18 protein-coding genes and 6 tRNA genes are annotated in these 22179 nt (G+C 47.3%); 5 read left to right on the top strand and 19 right to left on the bottom strand.

Going from position 1 to position 22179, the window contains the following annotated elements; all coding sequences use genetic code 11:
• The 3 genes from queF to BGP75_RS07515 form a co-directional block, all read right to left on the bottom strand.
• Positions 1-840 (bottom strand): NADPH-dependent 7-cyano-7-deazaguanine reductase QueF, encoded by an 840-nt coding sequence (gene queF / locus BGP75_RS07525; protein ID WP_076717209.1) that lies wholly within the window; start codon positions 838-840, stop codon positions 1-3.
• A gap of 14 nt (positions 841-854) precedes the next feature.
• Positions 855-1628: an ABC transporter permease gene (locus tag BGP75_RS07520; protein WP_076717657.1), complete on the bottom strand. Its 774-nt coding sequence runs from the start codon at positions 1626-1628 to the stop codon at positions 855-857.
• Positions 1629-1716: 88 nt separating this feature from the next.
• Positions 1717-2652 carry an ABC transporter ATP-binding protein gene (locus tag BGP75_RS07515; RefSeq protein WP_076717206.1) on the bottom strand — a complete coding sequence of 312 codons (936 nt, stop codon included), beginning with the start codon at positions 2650-2652 and terminating at the stop codon, positions 1717-1719.
• Between the two features lie 247 nt (positions 2653-2899).
• On the opposite strand from BGP75_RS07515, the gene BGP75_RS07510 reads away from it, so the two are divergent.
• Positions 2900-3304, top strand: a complete 405-nt coding sequence (locus BGP75_RS07510) for a PA2817 family protein (RefSeq protein WP_076717205.1) — start codon at positions 2900-2902, stop codon at positions 3302-3304.
• A 27-nt stretch (positions 3305-3331) separates the two neighbouring features.
• On the opposite strand, the gene BGP75_RS07505 is transcribed toward BGP75_RS07510, so the two are convergent.
• From BGP75_RS07505 to BGP75_RS07485, 5 genes are all read right to left on the bottom strand, one after another.
• Positions 3332-7939, bottom strand: a complete 4608-nt coding sequence (locus BGP75_RS07505; protein WP_076717204.1) for a LamG domain-containing protein — start codon at positions 7937-7939, stop codon at positions 3332-3334.
• 225 nt (positions 7940-8164) lie between these two features.
• A tRNA-Gly gene (locus BGP75_RS07500) sits at positions 8165-8240 on the bottom strand.
• A gap of 44 nt (positions 8241-8284) precedes the next feature.
• Positions 8285-8360: transfer RNA gene (locus tag BGP75_RS07495), tRNA-Glu, on the bottom strand.
• Positions 8361-8405: 45 nt separating this feature from the next.
• Positions 8406-8481: transfer RNA gene (locus BGP75_RS07490), tRNA-Gly, on the bottom strand.
• A gap of 50 nt (positions 8482-8531) precedes the next feature.
• Positions 8532-8607: transfer RNA gene (locus BGP75_RS07485), tRNA-Glu, on the bottom strand.
• Between the two features lie 282 nt (positions 8608-8889).
• Between BGP75_RS07485 and BGP75_RS07480 the strand changes: the two genes are divergently transcribed.
• Positions 8890-9678, top strand: coding sequence for a hypothetical protein (locus BGP75_RS07480; RefSeq protein ID WP_076717203.1), 789 nt, complete (start codon positions 8890-8892; stop codon positions 9676-9678).
• 135 nt (positions 9679-9813) lie between these two features.
• Here BGP75_RS07480 and BGP75_RS07475 read toward each other — a convergent pair.
• The 11 genes from BGP75_RS07475 to BGP75_RS07425 all read right to left on the bottom strand — a co-directional run bounded on the left by BGP75_RS07475 (position 9814) and on the right by BGP75_RS07425 (position 18930).
• Positions 9814-9890, bottom strand: a tRNA-Pro gene (locus BGP75_RS07475).
• 46 nt (positions 9891-9936) lie between these two features.
• Positions 9937-10013: transfer RNA gene (locus BGP75_RS07470), tRNA-Pro, on the bottom strand.
• A gap of 102 nt (positions 10014-10115) precedes the next feature.
• Complete coding sequence (locus BGP75_RS07465) at positions 10116-10475, bottom strand: MerR family transcriptional regulator (protein WP_076717202.1); 360 nt, start codon at positions 10473-10475, stop codon at positions 10116-10118.
• The gene (gene ihfA, locus BGP75_RS07460; protein WP_076717201.1) at positions 10453-10758 is read right to left on the bottom strand and encodes an integration host factor subunit alpha; all 306 of its coding nucleotides are present in this window, start codon (positions 10756-10758) and stop codon (positions 10453-10455) included. Before ihfA ends, BGP75_RS07465 begins: the two co-directional genes overlap by 23 nt.
• A 90-nt stretch (positions 10759-10848) precedes the next feature.
• Positions 10849-13227: a phenylalanine--tRNA ligase subunit beta gene (pheT, locus tag BGP75_RS07455; RefSeq protein WP_076717200.1), complete on the bottom strand. Its 2379-nt coding sequence runs from the start codon at positions 13225-13227 to the stop codon at positions 10849-10851.
• Positions 13228-13431: 204 nt separating this feature from the next.
• Positions 13432-14448 (bottom strand): phenylalanine--tRNA ligase subunit alpha, encoded by a 1017-nt coding sequence (pheS, locus tag BGP75_RS07450; protein WP_076717197.1) that lies wholly within the window; start codon positions 14446-14448, stop codon positions 13432-13434.
• A 232-nt stretch (positions 14449-14680) separates the two neighbouring features.
• On the bottom strand, positions 14681-15037 hold the full coding sequence (rplT, locus tag BGP75_RS07445) for a 50S ribosomal protein L20 (RefSeq protein ID WP_076717194.1): 357 nt from the start codon (positions 15035-15037) through the stop codon (positions 14681-14683).
• 45 nt (positions 15038-15082) lie between these two features.
• Positions 15083-15277: a 50S ribosomal protein L35 gene (gene rpmI / locus BGP75_RS07440; RefSeq protein ID WP_076717192.1), complete on the bottom strand. Its 195-nt coding sequence runs from the start codon at positions 15275-15277 to the stop codon at positions 15083-15085.
• 120 nt (positions 15278-15397) lie between these two features.
• Positions 15398-15937 (bottom strand): translation initiation factor IF-3, encoded by a 540-nt coding sequence (gene infC / locus BGP75_RS07435; RefSeq protein WP_076717189.1) that lies wholly within the window; start codon positions 15935-15937, stop codon positions 15398-15400.
• A 2-nt stretch (positions 15938-15939) separates the two neighbouring features.
• Complete coding sequence (gene thrS, locus BGP75_RS07430; protein WP_076717186.1) at positions 15940-17865, bottom strand: threonine--tRNA ligase; 1926 nt, start codon at positions 17863-17865, stop codon at positions 15940-15942.
• A gap of 312 nt (positions 17866-18177) precedes the next feature.
• A complete protein-coding gene (locus tag BGP75_RS07425; protein ID WP_076717184.1) occupies positions 18178-18930 on the bottom strand; it encodes a FadR/GntR family transcriptional regulator in 753 nt (250 codons plus the stop codon).
• Between the two features lie 298 nt (positions 18931-19228).
• On the opposite strand from BGP75_RS07425, the gene BGP75_RS07420 reads away from it, so the two are divergent.
• Genes BGP75_RS07420 through BGP75_RS07410 form a run of 3 tightly spaced genes read left to right on the top strand, consistent with a single transcriptional unit; the run spans position 19229 to position 22148 of the window.
• The gene (locus BGP75_RS07420; protein ID WP_076717181.1) at positions 19229-20017 is read left to right on the top strand and encodes a (Fe-S)-binding protein; all 789 of its coding nucleotides are present in this window, start codon (positions 19229-19231) and stop codon (positions 20015-20017) included.
• A 15-nt stretch (positions 20018-20032) separates the two neighbouring features.
• Entirely contained in the window at positions 20033-21478 is a 1446-nt protein-coding gene (locus BGP75_RS07415) for a LutB/LldF family L-lactate oxidation iron-sulfur protein (RefSeq protein WP_076717179.1), read from the top strand.
• A gap of 1 nt (position 21479) precedes the next feature.
• On the top strand, positions 21480-22148 hold the full coding sequence (locus BGP75_RS07410; protein ID WP_076717177.1) for an LUD domain-containing protein: 669 nt from the start codon (positions 21480-21482) through the stop codon (positions 22146-22148).
• Positions 22149-22179 lie beyond the last annotated feature (31 nt).

Raw genomic sequence — 22179 nt, 5'->3', positions numbered from 1 at the left:
CTACTGACGGATTAATCGATTGTTAACAGTCGGTTGGGGTTCGGTACTGCGATATGGGTTGATATCCAGCCCCCCTCGACGGACATAACGGGCGAAAACACTCAACTCTTTAGGTTTGCACTGTTCCAGCAGATCCATAAAAATCTGTTCGACACACTGTTCATGAAAGTCGCCGTGTTCTCGATAAGAAACCAGATATTTCAACAGAGTTGCCTGATCAATTGCAGGTCCAAGGTATTCTATTTGAATACTTGCCCAATCCGGCTGACCGGTTACCGGGCAGTTGGACTTAAGTAAATGACTGTACAACTGCTCCTGAACCTCAGTACCTGCAACAGACCTTAGGACCTCTGGCACGGGTTGATAGTGCTCGATCTCAATATCCTGATGATCAATACAATGCCCTTGCAGTGTAGATATCTCTGATCCTATGTCTACGGGTAACAATACAACTTTAACATCCGCTCCCGCACACTGGCTGAGATCACCAGCCATTAGGGATTGCACCTCATCAGCCGTTTCAAAACGGGTAAGGTTAAAGGAATTTAAGTAGAGCTTAAAGGATTTGGATTCGACGATATGAGGTGAGTCACAGGGAAAACGAAACTCCGCTATAGCCACTTGTGGCAGGCCTTTGGGATTAAGCCAGGAAATCTCATAGGCGTTCCAGATATCACAGCCAGAAAAAGGTGCCTTCTGGTAATCTCGGTGATGCCAGTTATTAGCCCTGGGAATAGGACAAAGCTGCTTTGGATCGTAGTGCACTACATAGTTTGTTTCCTGACCAAGAGGGGTGTGCTTCAGCCGATCTTCGTCAGTTTTGTTAGTGTCATGTGTCATGAGCAAACCCTCAATTAGTGACGAATACCTTTACCAATACGAAGCAGATAATAGGCATAGCTATAGAGTCCAACTATAAAAGCGCTGATAATGATAAAGGCTGTACCAACATCGATATCCGATACTCCCAGAATGCCATATCTAAATGTATTCACCATATAGAGAATGGGATTTATTTGCGAAACCGTCTGCCAGAACTCCGGTAACAGGCTGATCGAATAGAAAACCCCTCCTAAGTAGGTCAACGGAGTCAACACGAAGGTTGGAATGATACTTATGTCATCAAAACTATTGGCAAAGATAGCGTTAATGATCCCCCCCAAAGAAAACAGCACTGCCGTCATCAGAACCACTAAAAGCGTCACCCCCATGTTGTGAATGTGCAGATCGGTAAAAAACAATGATAAACAAGTGACGATCAACCCCACCGCCAGACCCCGAGCAACGCCACCGGCCACATAACCAATCAATACAACGCTGATGGGAACAGGGGACACCAACAACTCCTCGATATGACGCTGAAATTTAGTGCCATAGAAAGAAGAAACCACATTGCCATATGAATTAGTTATCACCGACATCATAATCAGACCGGGAACAATAAATTCCATGTAGCCAAATCCGCCCATTTCGCCGATGCGAGGACCAATAAGATTACCAAAGATCACAAAATACAATGTCATGGTAATTGCTGGCGGCAACAGCGTTTGCAACCAGATACGCAAGAACCGGTGAATTTCTCGACGAACAATGGTGGAAAACGCTATATAGGTTTCCTGAACTCTCATACTTTGATTACTCGCATCTCTATCGGTGATACTCACTGGCCTGCTACTGATTCCCTCATGACCACTTTGCGTTTTCCATTCCCCACGCTTAATTAAGAGTGTTCTCAACCAACCTGACAAACAGCTCTTCTAACCGGTTAGTCTTGTTCCGCATACTGATCACTTTTATGCCCAAAGCCTCTAACTGGCTGAACACCCCATTAAGCCCTTGCTCCTTTTCAACCTCGACAATGAGCGTATGATCCCCCTCAAGCTCGACAGAATAGCCTTCAATAACAGGGACCTCCAACAACGGGGGAACCACATCCAGAACAAAGGTCTCTGAATTCAATCGGGCCAGCAATTCCCGCTTGCTGGTATTGGCACGGATCTCACCTCGATCAATAATTGCAATGTTGCGACAGAGGCTTTCCGCTTCTTCCAGATAATGGGTTGTCAGAATAATGGTTGTTCCCTGACCATTTATCTCTGTAAGAAATTCCCACATAGAACGTCTTAACTCAATGTCAACGCCAGCCGTGGGCTCATCAAGTATCAATAATTTAGGCTCATGAATTAATGCCCGGGCAATCATCAGACGACGCTTCATTCCGCCGGAAAGCATTCGCGACACATCATTACGCTTATCCCAAAGCCCCAACGCTTGCAGATAGTGGTCACAACGATCTTGCGCATCAGCCGCACGCATCCCATAGTACCCCGCCTGAGTGATAACGATGTCTCGAACTTTTTCGAACATGTTAAAATTAAACTCCTGCGGCACGACCCCCATCAGTTTTTTGGCGTTGACGGGATCTTTCACGATATCATGACCAAATATCTCAACGTTTCCTGCTGTTTTGTTAACCAGCGAAGAAACAATGCCCAGCGTGGTAGATTTGCCAGCGCCATTAGGACCCAGCAAAGCGAAAAAATCACCTTGCTCGACACTCATGTCAATCCCCTTCAGGGCGGTAAAACCATTATCATAGGTCTTTTTCAGACCCTGGATGGACAACGCCTTGGTTGAGCCTGCCTTTGTCATTAAGATACCTGTTGGTGAGTAAAGCCTCTGCAAACAAGAGGCCTCTGGGGCTTTTTAATCTTTCCCCAAGGATTAATTGTTTCTGAACAGAATACAATTGTTCCGAAATTTTGAAAGCAGATGCTGAAACGAGCTATTGTTCAGAGGTAACATTGCTATGTTGGGTTGAATTGTATCGAATTCAAGATCTAACCTGGCCTTTCAGGTCTTTTGTACTTTAAATTAATTGCGCACGGAAATCTCCACCATGGTAGATCATTTAAACCACTTTGAATTTCATATTAATCTACTGAAATCCAGCTTCAACCGTTTACTAAAGCAACCCCCTTTTAACGGTAAGGAAATGTTGCAGGACGATCAGGATTTTCTCGCCGAACTGGTTGTTCTGGTAAAGGCACTGGAAAACGGTGAAGATGATGCTTTGTATGTGGGTCAGGAAATGATCGCCAGACTGATTCGAGGATATCCTCACCTTGTCCCTTTGATTGATCGCGACCTTTTTTGGTTCTTTGGTGGCGACTGCCTGCATCATATGCCAGATGAAGAAATTGAACTGTTTCAGCAGCTGGATGAACTGCGCTATGTATCAGAATCAAAGGGCGAAATATTTAATCTGGAAGAAACCCGAGCAAGGCTGTTTAAGCTGCATTGAGCAGGACAATCATTGCTGCTGACAAGATCAGTCGCTAAACGCTTCTTTCCAGAATATAACCTTGTCATGGCCGCGGTAGCGGCCAAAAGTGGCTGTTCGACTGCCTGGGTCGTCGTTATAAGAGCCATCACCATCCCAGTCGTAAAGCAACCATGGGATTGAGCTGATGCCGGTACTAGCCGTATCAGACAATTGGAAGCGAATATTACCGGCATGACCCGCACCCGGCGCACCAAACCTCAAGCCCAAATTACCGCTCAGCAGACTTGGTTCAATGTAACTGACCGCACTGTTACCACCTCCGACACTAACCGTCGCCCCAGAAACAACACGACCTAGTATTGGATCAAGAATATCAACTGCAATTGGCGAGCAGTTATCTCGGTCATTTATAACAAAGGTGCCATTTTTGTAATATTCGGTCCGCGCGACCACAGGAAGGTCTTCAGTTTCCGGACCAAAGGCATTTTTCACCATCAGACGACCGTAATAAACCAGAGTCCTCCCCAGCGTTGCACTCTCTTCAACCCCATTAACATCAACATCCAGATCAAAATTATCCAGCGTCACTAAATCCCCATCAAGGGGAGCAGTACCGATATCAAGACTCTCGAACGGCTCTTCTGGAGAAGAACTTCGATTCAGTTGTAAATCTACAGAAATACTGGCGATACCCGCGCTGGCATCTCCTACAGCAGGCCAGGTGATAAGGGTTGTGCCACCAGCGAGTCGAGAAGTAAGGTTTACACCGCCATTTGCCACATCATTTACCGCTCCCATCTGAAGACTGTTATAACCATCCAGCCTGGCAAAACTACCGGTATAATTTTGAGTTATGCCACCACCGCTGTTCTGAGCCTTCAAAAAATAGCTGACATTAAAAGTTTCACCCATATAACTGAAAGTATCCATACAGGAACTTAAATCACTGCGATTAGTTAGCACCGGGGCCTCCAAAGAAAAGTGATCCGGGTAGAAGCGCCCTATATCAACACTAGTAATTCCTATAGTTCTGCCAAAATAACCAGTATCCTCGACAGCCAGCCGAAAAACTCCTACTTCACTGTAACGACTGGCAGCATCCGAAACAGCTCCCCCTGAAAACAGAGCGGAAATATTAGAAGCAACGGTCCCTGGCACATAGGGGGTATTTTTCAGCGTAAGTGCGCCACTAGCCCCGTTTGCAGGCCAGCGTTGAGTAAGAGTCATAAAAGCTTTTGCAGGTTGATAATTAGGTGTTGGTGTACCGTCCGCACATTGCGCCTGGATAGACAAATTGAACGGAGAGCCCGACACCCCTTTTTCTGTAGCATTATGATCACTGCCATGTAGCGATCCTGAAGCTGTACTTGCACTAATACCGAATAAAACAGGAATCACAGCAAATATATTGGTCTCCCCCAGCATCGGTTGAAGGGGGTTACTGTTATAGGGAGTCTCATCATGTTTGAACAGTAGTTTTACTTGGCCTGCATCCGGGTAGCTAACCGTAAATTTTGCGACACCATCAATAAATTCCATAGGTTGCGAACCAGCATTGAGCTCTTTTGCGCTGACGGGTGCACCGTTTACTAATAATTGTGTGTCACTGGAATTACTGGCCGGTGAAACATAGCTCGACCAGAGTGTTACATTTTTAGCACCACTAAAACCCGTGATCACATCGCAATCGGTATCACCAGGTAATTGCCCGAAAGCTTTCAAGTTGTAGTCTTGTGTTGTTTCACATGCATTGATGTTTGAAATCGTATCGGCAATCAATCCAAAAGCGTGAAAGTTTGTTAGTGAGCCGGTTTCACCGACCACCGGACTCTCATCCTGATCAGTCACCGTCACAGCAACACCTTCCTCATTATTATGATAGAGATATACGCTGGCCACGCCATTTTCGTTGCTGCTAAAGGTATAGCTGGAAATAGAACTACCTCCACTAGCTGTCGCGTAAAACTCACTGCCACTGGAGGCGCTGCTGCTAAGTTGAATAGTGCCCTCATAATCATCTTTTGTTGTGCTCATATCAGCACAGAGCGCACGAACACCGATCTCTGCTCGGGTCGAAGGGCAGGCCAACGCCGTAGACGCTGGCGACAGCTGGAAGCCCCCCAGACGGCAACTACCAGCAATACAATTGCGATCAGCCCCGTCCCAGTTTCTACCCGCCAGCGTGTTGTTATAGATACTGGAAATAAAGCTTGGACTGATAGCTTCAGCAAAAATCAACAGTTCATCGGCCGTTCCCTGCCAGTCCTGGTTAATATCGAAGCTACCGCCCAGGCTATCCTGCTCCTGGCCCAATATCAAACCATTGGATGCAATGCTTAATGTGTTACTGCTTCTTGTCGAACACCCCTGCAGGCTGGCATCAATATACAAGCAATTCTGAGTGCCACTGCGTGTCCAGACCAGATGATGCCATTGATTGTCAGCAATATTATTAATGGTAATACTGCCGCTACCAGACCCCTTCAGGTAGGGAATAAATGTGGTGTTGCTGGGAAACCACATAATCAATTCGTTATGCTGTGATCCACTAGAGCCGGACAACAGCGCCTGATTGTTGGAGTTGTTGGTTTTTGCCCAGACTGAAATAGTGAAGTCACCAGCACCATTTAGCGCATCCCGATTCAGAGAAATATAGTCGCTGGTACTATCGACACTGAAATCTGCAGCGTTGCACAACAAACCAGCATCTGGTGAAGTGCTGATTGCCTGTCCGTGGTTACTGCCAATACTATCGACTACTTCATTAGCCGCTCCACTCCAACTGATTTCATCCAATCGCCAATGACTCACAGGCTGCCCAGGACAAGGATGAGTTTCATTAAGAATGCTGGTCAATTTAGCTGGTGAAAGTAAACCGTTGTAAAATCTCACCTCATCCAAATTACCGAAAAATCGGTTAGCCTGCTCACCATTGTTGGTTTCACCACCGATCGAGACAGGACCTGAGTCGGTCCCCCAACTCCCGCTGTAGGAAGAAGATACCGTATCTAACAGCACCCCTGCCCTGCTATAGATATAGATTGTTTTTGTGTTATTAGTAATGTCCGCCACACCAGCAACAAAATACCAGCTGTTATTGGTGATAACCGCATTAGAGTCCAAGCTGACCGGGCTGCCTGCGCGGGAATAGAAACGTAATCGCCCACTACCGCCATCACCCAGACTAAGCGCATAGCCTCCGCTATTTGATTGATCATCCGCGAAGACTCTTTGGCCTCTTCGGCTAATATCCTCTGAGCGAATCCAACCAGTTATACTGAAATTCTGGGTAACATCAGGAAAGCCTGGAACTACCAGGTAATCTGCATTATTGCCACCAGCATCGTCGAAACTTCCATATCGACAGGTACCGGGGTTACCACTGACAACTGGAGATATTCCGGCGGTGTCAGCACCATTAACGGCGGTTCCGTGATAGCCATGACCACTGTTATCAGTCACTTCATCACTGGAGCCTGTCCAAGAGGCTTCGTCCATGCGCCACTCCGCCAACAACATATCACAGGATCTCGCGGTACCATCCCAACCATTACCAGCTGACTGATTACTGTAAATGTCACCAATAGCAGAAGCACTCAATGCACTGTGAAAAATGATCGGCTCATCGACCAGCCCTTCCCAATCCTGACCGGCATCAAAGTTACCCCCCAGACTGTCCTGTTCCTGACCAATAAGAAGCCCACCGGTGGCAATACTTAACGCAGAATCATCTTTAGTTGAGCATCCCTGCAGGTTATTGTCGATGTAGATACAGTTCTGGGTGCCGTTGCGTGTCCAGACAAGATGGTGCCATTGATTATCGGCAATACTGCTAATAGAAATACTTCCGTTGCCCTGACCCTTCAGATAAGGGGTGAACGTAGTAGCATTGGGAAACCACATAATCAGCTCATTATGCTGCGAACCACTGGAACCGGAGAACAGCGCCTGACTGCCAGTATTAGAAGTCTTAGCCCAAACAGAAATTGTAAAATCAGTAACGCCATTCAATGCCCCTCGATTCAGGGAGAGATAATCTGAAGTACCGGGCGCCGATAAGTCTGCAGCGTTACAGACCTGCCCGTCAGTTGGCGAGGTTGCTAACGCAGTGCCATGAAACACTCCTGCTGAATCAACCACTTCATCGGCTGTACCGTTCCAGCTATCTTCATCCAGGCGCCATTCAGCAAAGGGGGTCGCACCCGCTCCTGCCACAACAACACTGTTGGATAAAAAATACAGGTTGCTACTGCTGCCGTTGCAAGAATTGTCGTTATAGACCAAAAAGTAAGCATTGTAACTACCGGCGGAAACCGGCGCAGTAATATCAAAGGTTTCTGAATAGGTACCACTTTGATTATGATTTCCGTGATTAACGCATGTAAAACCAGAACCCGAAGACGTCGAAATAAGCCAAGCGCTTGACTTCCAAGCGTTACTATTAGCACCACCGCTTGTAGTCACACTCAAAGAGGCTGATATCGTATCACCGGCGGAGACTGAAACGTTATTAGCGCCGTTCAGGGTTACTGAGTTGATTATTCGACTTGCTGATGCAGTACCGATGACAAAAAATGATACAAGAAGAATTGCTATCTTCAGGAAAGATCTATGTATGAGGAATACCTTAACAACCCAAAGACAATCAGACATACCCTATAGGTTCCTTCAAAAGGAGCCTCGGCTCCAGTAGCCAAACAGCTAATACCGTCGACGTTTGCAATTCCATATTTATGTCGTTCGAACGAACATTGCATGAAAGGAAGAATACTACATTAGCCAGAAAATCAAAGCGTTGAACAACAGCTTGTTGATCAGCGTCGTGTTTATGAGGTGGAAACAGATAATTTTCTGGGTTTCTGCATGTAACTGAAAATCTGGAGCGGGAAACGAGACTCGAACTCGCGACCCCGACCTTGGCAAGGTCGTGCTCTACCAACTGAGCTATTCCCGCAATCTGGTACTTTCAGCATGCTACTGAAAGAGTCTTTCACCGGATGGCGTCCCATAGGGGGTTCGAACCCCTGTTACCGCCGTGAAAGGGCGGTGTCCTAGGCCACTAGACGAATGGGACGTGACCGAAATATTGCATCACTGCAATAATATACAACTGCAAGTTTGGAGCGGGAAACGAGACTCGAACTCGCGACCCCGACCTTGGCAAGGTCGTGCTCTACCAACTGAGCTATTCCCGCACTGACTTGCTTCACATCTCTCAAGCGCTAGCTGAAGCAACTTAAGAAAGTGGCGTCCCATAGGGGGTTCGAACCCCTGTTACCGCCGTGAAAGGGCGGTGTCCTAGGCCACTAGACGAATGGGACGTTTCAAAACCTTTGCTGACTGCTTTGCCTAAGAAGCATTCCTCAACAAAGGAGGCGCGTATAATAGGGATTTATGGATTTTCCGTCAAGCATCGACGAGCAATTTTATTGGTAACAGTACAATTTAATTTTTATGGCTCTGTTTGAGAGAACTACCACTGATACAAGCTCCGTCCCCTCGCCGAGGTCTGCACGGATAAGCAATATACTCTCGCTGGCGCTATTTAAGTATTTGACTTTATAACCGATAATAAAGGCACAGTTTATTTGTGAGAACTCTCTATGAGCACAAGCATTATCGGCATACTAATCCTCTGTGGTGTAGGCTGCCTTGCATTCTTCGCATATATTGCCCAGTCCATGGAAAATGCGAGGCAAGAACGCCGTCGTCGAATACTGGCATTACAAGATCGAACTCGCCACTGCTGGAATCTGGTAACAGAGATACCACCCACTTACCTTCCGGAAAATATAAGGCTTTTTTTGTTAAATTATCTCTCAAGCCGCTATAACGAAATCCTCTCTATCGACCCCCAAGACAACAACGCAAAAAATCAACTGACATCAATCTCAAAACTCAAAGAACAGCCTTACAAAAGCACCCTGGATACGCCAGAGCCCATATTCAACGACTTGGTCACTGCAAAAAATACAGCAGCAATGGTAAAAAACATGGTGAACTTCTTTGTCGGTATCCACAAAGACGGATCACTAGAGAAGTCATCCGCACTCAAATTCATCAACCAAGGCAAAGCATTGTTCAGCATTATTAATACTGACATCAGTCAACTGAACGCTCGACTGGTCGAACAGGGAGAAAACCCTCGCTTAGCCCTTTCCCATTACAACAACTGCCGAAAACAGCTTGAGTCTTTCGCCAAGAAAGGACAAATGCCAGAACGAATCAACTTCATCGATAAACGAATAAACGTACTACGTAGCAAAGTAGCCGCTGAAGAACAAAAATTACAGCTACAACAGCAAGAAGACGCAACACAACAGAAACAAGATGAAGAATGGAATGAATTTGACGAAGACGGCAATTGGAAAAGAAAACAAGACTACGAATAGAGGTCAAGCTGCGCCACACACCGAAATCAACAAAGACTGGATAATGTATATTGATGACCAAAGCCGCTACCAAGCTGCGCCACGCACCGAAATCAATAAAGACTGGACAATGTATACTGCGAGGAATTTGAAAACTGGTCGGTGTGATAGGATTTGAACCTACGACCCCTTGCACCCCATGCAAGTGCGCTACCAAGCTGCGCCACACACCGAAATCAACAAAGACTGGATAATGTATACTGCGAGGAATTTGAAAACTGGTCGGTGTGATAGGATTTGAACCTACGACCCCTTGCACCCCATGCAAGTGCGCTACCAAGCTGCGCCACACACCGACTTCTATCGGCTTACGCCGATACGTTACAGCGGCGTGAATATTACTCTAACTCGTTATTCAGGGCAAATGGGTTTTAGAGGCAAATCAAAAAATATCCGAATCAACGTGCTTTTAATTCTGATAAAATTTCTTCAAGTTCACCGATAGTCTGACGGAGCAATTGCCGGTACTTCACGTCATCCTGCTTAGCATTGTCACCTACCAGCCATTGACGGGCACCTGCAATAGTAAAACCCTGATCATACAGCAAGCTGCATAACTGCCTGATCAAAACCACATCCTGACGCTGGTAATAACGGCGATTACCTCTACGCTTGACAGGCTTTAACTGCTCAAATTCCTGCTCCCAGTAGCGCAGCACGTGAGGTTTCAAACCACAAAGGTCTGCCACCTCACCAATTGAAAAATAACGCTTCTCAGGGATTGCTGCTAGGGTTTCACTCTTTAGCGGGGCCTGCATAGGTCTCGACTTTATCCTTGAGCTTTTGACCAGGTCTGAAAGTGACAACCCGACGGGCGGAAATCGGCACTTCTTCACCGGTTTTAGGGTTTCGGCCAGGCCGTTGACGTTTATCCCTGAGGTCAAAATTACCAAAACCTGATAACTTCACCTGCTCATTCTCAGCTAAGCATGATCGAACTTCATCAAAGAAGGTTTCAACCATATCCTTTGCTTCACGCTTGTTGAGCCCCAAAACGTCAAATAGACGCTCGGCCATATCGGCTTTTGTCAAAGACCCCATCGTACGCCCCTTTTTAGCAGCCCAATTTTTGCAGCCCCATATCGACAGCACAGTGCCCACACTACCGGCAGACACTCGCACCTTATGAAATCAACCTCTCAGCGATGCAGCAAAGTCAGATTGCATTGCCGAAACGATCGCTGCGAAGACATCGTTTACCTCTTCATCATTAAGGGTGCGCGATGGATGCTGCCAGGTCAAGCCCAATGCCAGACTTTTTTTACCATTTTCAATACCTTCGCCCTGGTAGACGTCAAAAAGAGTAACATTTTTCAACCATTCTCCACCCTCTTTTTCCGCTGTTTCGAAGAGTTTCGACACTGGCACCGACTCATCCACCAGAACGGCCAGATCACGACGGGTTTCCGGGAACTTGGAAAGCTCCTTAAATTCAGGAAGCACCCCTTGTTCGATTTCAGCCAGAGCCAACTCAAATAAGAAAACCGGCCCGGAAACCCCAAGTTGCTTGCATATACTTGGGTGTAAAGCCCCCAAATAGCCCGCCAAACGACCATTTCGCATAATTCTTGCTGACTGGCCCGGATGCAGAACCTCATGCTCGGCTGCTTCAAAACTATAGCCTTTCAACCCTCCTCCAAGCGCTAAAATCTGTTCGACATCACCCTTAACATCAAAGAAGTCCACAGGCTGAGGCTTACCAGACCAGCCTTCAGGATAGCGGCTACCGAAAACAACTCCTGCCAAGACACGATCCTGAATCAGCCCCCCCTCTTCTGGAAGAAAACGCTGTCCGGTCTCGAACATCCGAATACGATCTTGCTGACGGTTCTGATTGTGCAGCAGAGCTTTTACCAGACCAGGCCAGAGCGTTGTACGCATAACGGCCATATCAGCAGAAATAGGGTTGGCCAGTTCCACAGCTTTATGTTTTTTATCAAAAACTTCCTGCAACGAAGGCTCAACGAAACTGTAAGTTATTGCCTCTTGATAACCCCGGTTAATCAACACCCGACGTAAATCATGCAATGTTTTTTTGATTTCAGTCTTAGGCTTCAACTCAATAGTCGCAGTACTGGAGCAGACAGGCAGATTATTGTAGCCGTAAATTCTCGCCAACTCCTCCAGCAAATCCTCCTCAAGGCTGATATCAAAGCGGTACGAGGGGACTTCGACACTCCAGGCGCCCTCACCAGCAACACTCACCTCCATCCCCAAACGGGTCAGGATTTCTTCCACCTCATTAGCAGGAATATCCAGTGCCAGAAGCTTCTTTATACGCTCTGCACGAAGAATAACGCTCACTGATTTTGGCAAAAAGGCTTCATCCGTAGCCTCTATTATCGGCCCAGGCTTTCCACCGACAATATCAAGTAACAAGCTGGTAGCACGTTCGGCCGCTTTCACCTGAAGCCGGTAATCAACGCCACGCTCAAAACGATGGGATGAATCCGTATGCAGACCGTAGGAACGGGCGCGTCCAGCAATCTGAATCGGGTTGAAATAAGCACTTTCGAGGAATATATCCACAGTTTCAGCGTTAACCCCGGACCCTTCCCCGCCCATGATTCCGGCCATGGCCAGAGGCGCTTGATGATCCGAAATCAAAAGTGTATCGGAATTCAGCGTTACTTCCTGACCATCCAGCAAAACCAGCTTTTCACCAGCATCAGCCATTCGAACCCTAATACCACCTTTCAGCTTGGCCAGATCAAAGGCGTGCATAGGCTGCCCCAATTCAAGCATCACATAATTGGTGACATCCACTACCGGATCAATGCCACGAATACCGCTTCGACGAAGACGCTCTAACATCCACAGCGGAGTTTTAGCTTTTGGGTTAATCCCCTTGATCACACGGCCAACATAACGGGAACAGCCTTCACCAGCTTCAATCTCTACGGCAAACGTATCTTCAACTTGCGGTGCTATCGGTTTAATCTCAACGCTGCTAACCGGCTCTTTATTCAGAACACCCACTTCTCGGGCCAGCCCCGACAGGCTCAGGCAATCACCCCGGTTTGGCGTTAAGTCGACTTCGATAATCTGGTCATCCAAACCATAATACTCACGAATATCCTGACCAACAGGTGCATCAGCAGCCAGTTCAAAAATCCCTTCGTTCTCTTCGGAAATACCCAGCTCTGAAGCGGAGCAAAGCATGCCAAAGGACTCAACCTGACGTAACTTTGCTTTCTTGATTTTAAAATCGCCCGGCAGCACGGCCCCTACCTGAGCAAAAGGCACTTTAATACCAGGACGGGCGTTCGGAGCACCACAAACGACCTGCACCTGCTCACCACCAGCCGTTACTTTACAGACTCGAAGCTTATCAGCATTTGGATGCGGCTCTGCTTCCAGAATTTCGCAAATAACCACACCACTAAATACACCAGCAGCAGCTTCAACACCATCCACTTCCAAGCCAGCCATGGTAACCTGTGCTACCAGATCCTCAGTACTAATTGCGGGATTAACCCATTCTCGCAACCACTGTTCGCTAAATTTCATTGCAAGTTCCTGTTATCTCTTGCCGTCATCAGAAAACTCTCTAACACCTGTTTTCCGACTTCCGTATTTGTCCCAATTATTTGTGGGGAGGGAGAGTTCTGACTTCATCAGCAGCTTGGGGAGACAACCACATTTGCCAACCAATCCCCGTGCCGGTTCGACCACTATCTCAGTCCATTTATCAGATTTGAAAATAGGGTTGCGTCAACTAAACTGCCCCAAGAACCGAAGATCATTCTCAAAAAACAATCTCAAATCATTGACCCCATAGCGCAGCATGGCCAATCGCTCAACGCCCATACCGAAAGCAAAACCACTGTACTTCTCAGTATCGACACCACAGGATTCAAATACTTTCGGATGAACCATGCCGCAGCCCATTACCTCCAGCCAACCAGTATGACTGCAAACACGACAGCCCTTGCCTTCGCACATAACACAAGCGATATCGACTTCCGCGGAAGGTTCCGTAAATGGAAAGTAAGAAGGACGAAAACGCACAGGCAATTCCTGCTCAAAGAACGCCCGAAGAAACTCCTCAACAGTCCCCTTCAAGTCAGCAAAACTAACATCAGTGTCAACCAGCAAGCCTTCAACCTGATGAAACATAGGAGTATGAGTCAGGTCAGAATCACAACGATAAACCCGCCCCGGACAAATTACACGAACAGGTGGTTGTTGATTTTCCATTGTACGGATCTGAACCGGCGAGGTATGAGTCCGCAACAAGGTATGGCTATCAAAATAGAAAGTGTCGTGCATCGCACGAGCTGGATGGTGAGCAGGAATATTGAGTGCTTCGAAGTTATGATAATCGTCTTCTATCTCAGGCCCCTCATCCACAGAATAACCGACGTTAGCAAAAAAACCTTCAATACGCTCCATGGTACGAGTCACTGGATGCAAACCGCCAGAGACCTGCCCACGACCTGGAAGGGTCACATCAATGGACTCGGCAGCGAGCTTTGCATTCAAGGCTGCTGTAGAAAGCATGTCCTTACGTTCGTTAATGACGACCTGCAGCTGTTGCTTGGCTTCATTGATCTTAGCACCCGCTTGAGGCCGCTCTTCTGCCGAAAGCTTACCCAAGCTTTTCAGCAACTGAGTTAACTCGCCCTTTTTACCCAGGTACTGAACACGCACCTGATCCAGAGCATTTTCATCTGTTGCTTGTTCTACGGCCTCTTTGCCCTGGGCCAACAGGAGTTCTAGGTTTTCCATCGGGACTCCGAAATTCGCCGCATACCGGCGTTCTCACCATCTAGGCGGGATTAGGTCCTATATGGCTGCGAGAATCACAGCCTTACAAAATTCTGTTTTTCAAAACAAAATAGGGGAAGAGCATACACCCTTCCCCTATTCAAATTACGGTCACCTATCAAGAACAAAGCAATAGCTGGCTCTTGAATATGGTCCCGCGAGCAGCAGTAGATCTACCCAATAGGCGGGTGTCTTAAGCCAGGCTAGCCTTGGCTTTTTCTACAATTGCTGCAAATACGGCCTTCTCATGCACAGCCAGATCAGCCAGTACTTTACGGTCGATTTCAATAGAGGCTTTTTTCAGGCCCGCAATAAATCGGCTGTAAGACAAACCATTGATACGCGCGGCAGCATTAATACGAGCAATCCACAAAGCACGGAATTGACGCTTACGCTGACGACGGTCGCGGTATGCATACTGACCAGCTTTGATGACAGCTTGTTTAGCTACGCGAAAGACCCGACTACGGGCTCCGTAATAACCTTTAGCTTGCTTGAGAATTTTCTTGTGACGACGACGAGCGACAACACCACGTTTTACGCGAGGCATATTTGTATCCTTCTACTAACTATTCTAAACACTAATTCGAAAGAATTAGGCCTGGCGCAACATGCGCTTAACCAAAGCAATATCAGATGCATGCACCTCACTGGTGCCTCGCAACTGACGCTTACGCTTAGTGCTTTTCTTGGTCAGAATGTGGCTAGTATGGGACGACTTACGCTTGAAGCCGTTAGCGGTTTTTTTGAAACGCTTTGCAGCACCGCTACAAGTTTTCATTTTAGACATGTTAAAACTACTCCACGCATTCGTTAGTTTCTGTATAACCTGCTCAAACAACAAAGGCCCATCCCCCTCACTGCTCAAAAAAGAGCATTAGCGAGGAACACAGGCTTTCGCTGAGGCGTGTTACTTCTTCTTTTTGGGAGCCAGAACCATGATCATCTGACGGCCTTCCATCTTAGGAAACTGTTCAACGGTACTCAGCTCTTCCAAATCGACTTCGATTCGTTTCAGCAGCTTCATACCCAGATCCTGATGGGCCATCTCACGACCACGGAACCTCAAGGACACTTTCGCCTTGTCTCCACCTTCTAGGAAACGTATCAGGTTGCGCAGTTTTACCTGATAATCCCCTTCTTCAGTTCCTGGACGGAACTTCATTTCTTTGACCTGTGTCTGCTTCTGCTTTTTGCGTTGCTCAGCTTTCTGCTTCTTCAGTTCAAAAACATGTTTACCGTAGTCCATAAGTTTACAGACTACTGGCTCCGCATCTGGCGCGATAAGCACTAAGTCCAAGGACGCTTCTTGCGCTGCCTTGAGTGCCTCCTCAATAGAAACAATACCAAGTTGTTCACTCTCGGCGCCTACAAGACGGACCTCGTTGGCTTCGATCTGTTCATTGATCGTCGCTTTCTTGCTCGCGCCTTTGCTATTTCCTCTTTTGATGTTCAGCTCTCCGCTACATCCCGCCCTTTACGCGCTATATCTTCAGTCAGCAATTGGCTGAACTGATCGATGGACATGGAACCTAAATCTTCTCCGGTTCTCAGGCGTACGGTTACGGTTTTAGAATCAACTTCCTTATCGCCGACTACCAGCTGATAAGGGACCTTCTGAATTGTGTGCTCGCGAATTTTAAAGCCGATCTTCTCGTTTCTCAAGTCCGCATGCACTCTAAATCCACGATCTTTCAAAGTTTTTTCAATTTCACGGCAAAAATCGGCCTGATTATCGGTAATATTTAAAATAACGGCTTGCTTGGGAGACAACCAGGCAGGCATTGCTCCAGCGTACTCCTCAATCAAAATACCAATAAAGCGCTCAAAGGAACCCAAAATAGCCCGATGCAACATAACCGGAGTTTCCCGATCTCCAGCCTCATTGACAAACTGAGCATCAAGACGGCCCGGCATAGAAAAGTCCACCTGGATAGTTCCACACTGCCAAACCCGGCCCAAACAATCCTTTAATGAAAATTCTATCTTGGGCCCATAGAACGCACCCTCACCCGGCAGCTCTTCCCAGGGTAGCTCTTTACCATCAAGTGCGGCAGCCAATGCCTGCTCTGCCCTATCCCAGACTTCGTCACTCCCCACACGCTGCTCAGGGCGAGTAGACAGCTTCAGAATAATGTCACTGAAACCGAAATCCCGGTAAACCGCATAAAGAAGATCGATAAATTCCGCAACTTCATCCTGTATCTGGCTTTCGCTACAGAAGATATGCGCATCGTCCTGAGTAAAACCACGCACCCGCATCAACCCGTGCAGAGTACCTGAAGGCTCATTACGATGACAGGAACCAAACTCGGCCAAGCGCAAGGGTAAATCACGGTAGCTCTTCAAACCCTGGTTAAATACCTGCACATGGCAGGGACAGTTCATCGGTTTGACCGCATAATCGCGACTTTCAGAATGAGTGGTAAACATCATTTCGCTAAATTTGTCCCAATGACCAGAGCGCTCCCACAAGGCACGATCAACGACCTGAGGGGTTTTTATCTCCCGGTAATCGTGACGATCGAGCACGCTGCGCATGTATTGCTCAATCACTTGATAGATAGTCCAGCCGTTCGGGTGCCAGAACACCATGCCTGGAGCCTCTTCCTGAGTGTGAAAGAGATCCATTCGCTTGCCTAACTTACGATGATCTCGCTTTTCAGCTTCCTCCAAACGATGCAGATAGGCCTTTAGTGCCTTTTTATCTGACCAGGCGGTGCCGTAGATGCGCTGAAGCATTTCATTCTTGGAGTTTCCACGCCAATATGCCCCTGCAACCTTCATCAATTTGAACGCTTTAATATGGCTGGTGCTCGGAACGTGAGGACCGCGACACAGGTCAATAAAGTCTCCTTGCTTATAAAAGGAAAGTTCCTGCTCAGCAGGAATATCCTCAATAATCTGGACTTTGTAGTCCTCCCCCAGTTCTTTGAAGAATTTTATCGCATCCTCTCGTGACATCATTGAGCGGGAAACGGGCAAGTCAGCCTTAACCAATTCTTTCATCTTCGCTTCGATTTTCTGAAGATCTTCCGGGGTAAAAGCACGCTCGTAGGCAAAATCGTAATAAAAACCATCTTCAATAACCGGCCCTATAGTAACCTGCGCTCCGGGGAACAACTCCTGGACGGCCATAGCCATCAGGTGAGCGCATGAGTGCCGAATAACTTCCAACCCTTCCTCATCCCTTGCCGTAACAATAGCAAGATCAGTATCAGCTTCAATAAGGTAACTGGTATCGACCAGCTCTCCATTAACCTTGCCGGCAAGTGCCGCTTTTGCCAATCCAGGACCAATAGAGGCGGCAACATCATGGACGGTAACCGCTTGGTCAAATTGACGAGTACTAGAATCAGGAAGAGTAATAACAGGCATGATAATTCCTTTCCCAGTGGTGACCCCTACCAAAGGCCACATTAGGATAAACAAGATACAAAGCAAAAAAGCGTACTGTACTAACCAGGTACAGCATCGCACCACATTTTAATCAATAGCCCCGTCTCCCGTGAGACTGAATCCAAGTCTGGCTTGGAAATCAAATATGAAAAAGCTATTGAGGCCCGAAAAGCCAAGGCGGGATTTTATCAGCCTCTGGAGTCTCACGACAAGAGATAAGGAGCTGAATTTTCAGCAGATCAGCTGAACCTTCGTTGTTTCAATGGCCAGAATACTCAAACCTGTGCATTCTTAGCTCCGAAAAGGGCCGGTTAATTGCTGGCGAGTATAGCGTATATGTTCTGAGGCAGCCTGACGCGCTGCTCGCGCATCTCGACCTATTACGGCCTGATAGATATCGGCATGCTGCATACTAATTTTCGGCGGATACTTTCCCGTTTTCTTTAAAGTTCGGGATAAAACTCCATAGATAGCGTTAAAATACTTGCTGTACATTACCTGACTTATAGAGATTACCAGCAGGTGATGGCTTGATTCCGCAATCATCATATGAAACCTGAGGTCCGCCTTAGCCTTTTTAAGCGTGGTCTCACCACTACTGCGCCGCAGCATGCGCTGATACTCTTCACTCAACGCCTCAAGCTGTCTGTCTGAAGCACGAAGGGCCGCAAAATAAGCCGCTTCACCTTCCAGAATTTCACGCATTTCCATCACTTGATGCTGGATATCATGACTACTGAACTGCTGATCCTTTAGTAATTGCTGGTCAGTATGAGAAGTGGTTATTGGCAACTGATAGAAACCTTCGAGTAAGTTTTTACTAAAACTCCCTCCACCATGATAAGTCTCAATCAAACCCTTGCTCTGTAACTCCTGCACAGCCTCCCGCACCGACGAGCGGGAGACACCTAAGTCCTCTGCCAGCTTTCGTTGCGAGGGTAACTTTTGTCCCGGGCATATATCGCCACAAACGATCCTGCGCTCCAACTCCAGAGCAACACGATGGACAACACCGTCCTGGTTGCCTTCTGTTGTACTTGCCACTATCAATGACTCCAAGCCACTATCAACAACTCCAACGTTGCTTCATTTCTTTTCGCATTAACCTTTCTGAACCACACTACTCTGATCGTTACAATTCTTCCAAGAGTTACTCAAATACGCTAATCAGAGTAAATAAGCAGACATAAACACCAGCAGAACCATGGTCAGACCACTTTATAGTTAAATTTTATTTCTTTTTCCACGATAAGCTAAGGTTATTACAGGTTTTACAGATGCGCTGACTACTTCGAACGAATAAGCTCACCGCTAACCCAGCCAAAAATTTCAGGTAGATAACATGACCCTAACTAATCCACCCCATCGTGTCGGACTATTTGTCACCTGTCTGGTTGACATGTTTCGCCCCAGTATTGGTTTTGCGACGGTTAAATTACTTGAGCAAGCAGGCTGTATCGTCGAAGTACCGGACACCCAGACCTGTTGTGGCCAGCCAAGTTTCAATTCAGGCGACAGAAGCAGCACTGCAGAGATAGCTAAAAATGTTATAGACGCGTTCGATGGGTTTGAATATATCGTAGGCCCTTCGGGTTCATGCATAGGCATGCTAAGACAGTATCCGGAATTGTTCTCTGACAATGATCCTTATAAAGCCAGAGCTGAAACCCTTGCTACACGAGCCTATGAAATAACATCTTTTCTCACTGACATACTTAGTTTTGATCAAATTATTGCGGATTATCAGGGCTCAATTACCTATCACGACTCCTGTGCAGGTCTGCGGGAACTGGGAGTCAAAAACCAGCCTCGTCAGTTGCTTGGAAAAATAGACAACCTGGATATCAAAGAAATGAATGAGGCCGAAACCTGCTGTGGTTTTGGTGGCACGTTTTGCATTAAGTATCCGGATATTTCTAATCGCATGGTATCAAACAAGTCAAGCAATGCCGAAGATACTGGCGCCAAGACGCTGCTGGGTGGAGATTTAGGCTGCCTACTCAATATGGCGGGCAAGCTCAAACGGGAAGGATCAACAATAGAGGTTAGACACGTAGTGGAGGTTTTGGCCAATATGACCCAGGCCCCCGCTATTGGCGAAGCCCAATACGACCTGGCTAACGAACTTTAAATTAGGGAACTGAATATGCAGATCAACAGCCCGGACTTTAAAAACAGTTCCAAGAAAGCTCTGGATAATCCCGGACTTCAGAAAGCACTCGGTAACCTCAGGAACGGCTTCCCGGTAAAACGTGCCAACGCTGTACAACGAATGCCGGAATTTGAACTACTGCGTAACGAAGGTCGTGATATTAAAAACCATGTTATCGCAAACCTGGATTTCTACCTCGAAGAATTCGAAACCAATGTGACAAAAAATGGAGGTAACGTCCATTGGGCCTGTGATGCAGAAGATGCCAGAAAAGCGATCCTGGATATTTGCCAAAAAGCGAACGCCAAAACGGTCACCAAAGGCAAGTCCATGGTTTCTGAAGAGATCAATCTAAATGAGTATCTGGAGAGCAATGGTGTTCAACCGGTAGAAACAGACCTCGGTGAATACATACTACAGCTGCGTGAGGACCATCCCAGCCACATCATTGCACCGGCGATACATCTTAACCTTGATGATGTCAGTAGCATTTTTTCAGAAAAACACGGCACTCCCCATACCAGCGATCCTGCTGCTCTAATGCAGGAGGCCCGTGAAGTTTTACGCGACAAGTTTGTCGCAGCAGACGTAGGCATTACCGGCGCCAACTTCTGTGTGGCGGAAACCGGCAGCACTATAATCGTGACCAACGAAGGCAATGGTGATTTAACACAAACTCTGCCGCGCGTGCACATCGTTATTACCACCATAGACAAGGTTGTCCCGACGCTGGAAGATATGTCTCTGTTTCTGCGCCTGTTAGCTCGATCCGCTACCGGCCAGGAGTTCACCGTATACAACACTCTATCCACCGGCCCTCGCCGCGAAAACGATGCTGATGGCCCCGAGGAATACCACGTAGTATTACTGGATAATGGCCGAAGTGAAATGATTGGCACCCAGTTTCAAGACATGCTCCGATGTATTCGCTGTTCGGCCTGTATGAATCATTGCCCGGTTTATGGTGCCGTTGGCGGACACGCTTACGGCTGGGTCTACCCCGGTCCTATGGGTTCGGTTCTGACGCCAAAACTGATTGGTATCGAGAAATCAGGCCACCTCCCCAATGCTTCAACTTTCTGCGGTAAATGCGAATCAGTGTGTCCTGTGCACATCCCATTACCCAAAATGATGCGGCACTGGCGAGAAAAGGAATTTGAAAAACACCTTTCCCCCAAAGGTTTTCGATTTGGAATAGGCACTTGGGCCTACTTTGCAAAACGACCAGCCCTTTATCGCTGGCTGGCTCGTGCCAGTGCCTTCTCGCTCAAGCTGATGGGTGGAAAGAGTCGACGTATCCGCTCACTGCCCCTAAAAAATGGCTGGACAGCCTGGAGAGATCTACCCGCACCCGAAGGCGGTACGTTTATGGACCAGTGGAAAAAGAACCAATCAACAGAAACAAGTCCTTCACACCCAGACAATAAGTGCCGGAGTTAGCATGAGCTCTTCTCGTGAACAGATATTTGCCAATATACGCCGTGGTCTAAAACGTGATGCTCTGCAGGGAGATGCCTTAAAAGCTGTGCAGGGCAGACTTAAGGAACACCCCAGCAACACCATACCTGCTCGCAGCAAACTGCCCCACAACGAACAGATCCAGCTTTTTATCGAAATGGTTGCTGAAGCCTCTGCTGAATTAATAAAACTGGATAACAGCTCAGAATTCCCATTCGCTGTTAATAAATTCCTTGGTGAAAATAAACTCACGCACCTGGTCAGTGCCAACTCTGCGGAACTCAGCCAGCTCGACTGGAGTGTGCTTAGAGATATAACCATTGAACGTCGCCCAGCCCAAGCAGGTGATTTAGTAAGCCTGACCAGCTCATTTGCAGGCATTGCTGAAACAGGAACACTAATGCTGCTTTCCGGCGCAGATTCTCCAACCACGTTAAACTTCCTACCGGACATCCATTTGGTCATGCTTCGCCAAAGTAATATCGTCGGAGCCTATGAAGAAGCCTGGGATAAACTACGCAGCCAAAGAGCAGAAATGCCCCGCACCGTAAATATGATAACAGGCCCTTCCAGAAGCGCGGATATCGAGCAAAAATTACAAATGGGAGCCCATGGTCCTAAGCGTCTTGTTATCTTCCTTGTTGCTGAGTAATTTTTACATCATAAAGTTACCAACAGGCATC

It is taken from the genome of Motiliproteus sp. MSK22-1 (assembly GCF_001968815.1).
GTDB lineage: Bacteria > Pseudomonadota > Gammaproteobacteria > Pseudomonadales > Balneatricaceae > Motiliproteus.
Note: the sequence above shows the minus strand (reverse complement) of the source record. Positions and strands in the feature narration are given on the sequence as shown.

Excerpts from the sequence above, each read along its gene's own strand:
- queF (WP_076717209.1), bottom strand. The coding sequence starts at position 840 with ATGACACATGACACTAACAAAACTGACGAAGATCGGCTGAAGCACACC.
- BGP75_RS07520 (WP_076717657.1), bottom strand. The coding sequence starts at position 1,628 with ATGAGAGTTCAGGAAACCTATATAGCGTTTTCCACCATTGTTCGTCGA.
- BGP75_RS07515 (WP_076717206.1), bottom strand. The coding sequence starts at position 2,652 with ATGACAAAGGCAGGCTCAACCAAGGCGTTGTCCATCCAGGGTCTGAAA.
- BGP75_RS07510 (WP_076717205.1), top strand. The coding sequence starts at position 2,900 with ATGGTAGATCATTTAAACCACTTTGAATTTCATATTAATCTACTGAAA.
- BGP75_RS07505 (WP_076717204.1), bottom strand. The coding sequence starts at position 7,939 with ATGTCTGATTGTCTTTGGGTTGTTAAGGTATTCCTCATACATAGATCT.
- BGP75_RS07480 (WP_076717203.1), top strand. The coding sequence starts at position 8,890 with ATGAGCACAAGCATTATCGGCATACTAATCCTCTGTGGTGTAGGCTGC.
- BGP75_RS07465 (WP_076717202.1), bottom strand. The coding sequence starts at position 10,475 with ATGCAGGCCCCGCTAAAGAGTGAAACCCTAGCAGCAATCCCTGAGAAG.
- ihfA (WP_076717201.1), bottom strand. The coding sequence starts at position 10,758 with ATGGGGTCTTTGACAAAAGCCGATATGGCCGAGCGTCTATTTGACGTT.
- pheT (WP_076717200.1), bottom strand. The coding sequence starts at position 13,227 with ATGAAATTTAGCGAACAGTGGTTGCGAGAATGGGTTAATCCCGCAATT.
- pheS (WP_076717197.1), bottom strand. The coding sequence starts at position 14,448 with ATGGAAAACCTAGAACTCCTGTTGGCCCAGGGCAAAGAGGCCGTAGAA.
- rplT (WP_076717194.1), bottom strand. The coding sequence starts at position 15,037 with ATGCCTCGCGTAAAACGTGGTGTTGTCGCTCGTCGTCGTCACAAGAAA.
- rpmI (WP_076717192.1), bottom strand. The coding sequence starts at position 15,277 with ATGTCTAAAATGAAAACTTGTAGCGGTGCTGCAAAGCGTTTCAAAAAA.
- thrS (WP_076717186.1), bottom strand. The coding sequence starts at position 17,865 with ATGCCTGTTATTACTCTTCCTGATTCTAGTACTCGTCAATTTGACCAA.
- BGP75_RS07420 (WP_076717181.1), top strand. The coding sequence starts at position 19,229 with ATGACCCTAACTAATCCACCCCATCGTGTCGGACTATTTGTCACCTGT.
- BGP75_RS07415 (WP_076717179.1), top strand. The coding sequence starts at position 20,033 with ATGCAGATCAACAGCCCGGACTTTAAAAACAGTTCCAAGAAAGCTCTG.
- BGP75_RS07410 (WP_076717177.1), top strand. The coding sequence starts at position 21,480 with ATGAGCTCTTCTCGTGAACAGATATTTGCCAATATACGCCGTGGTCTA.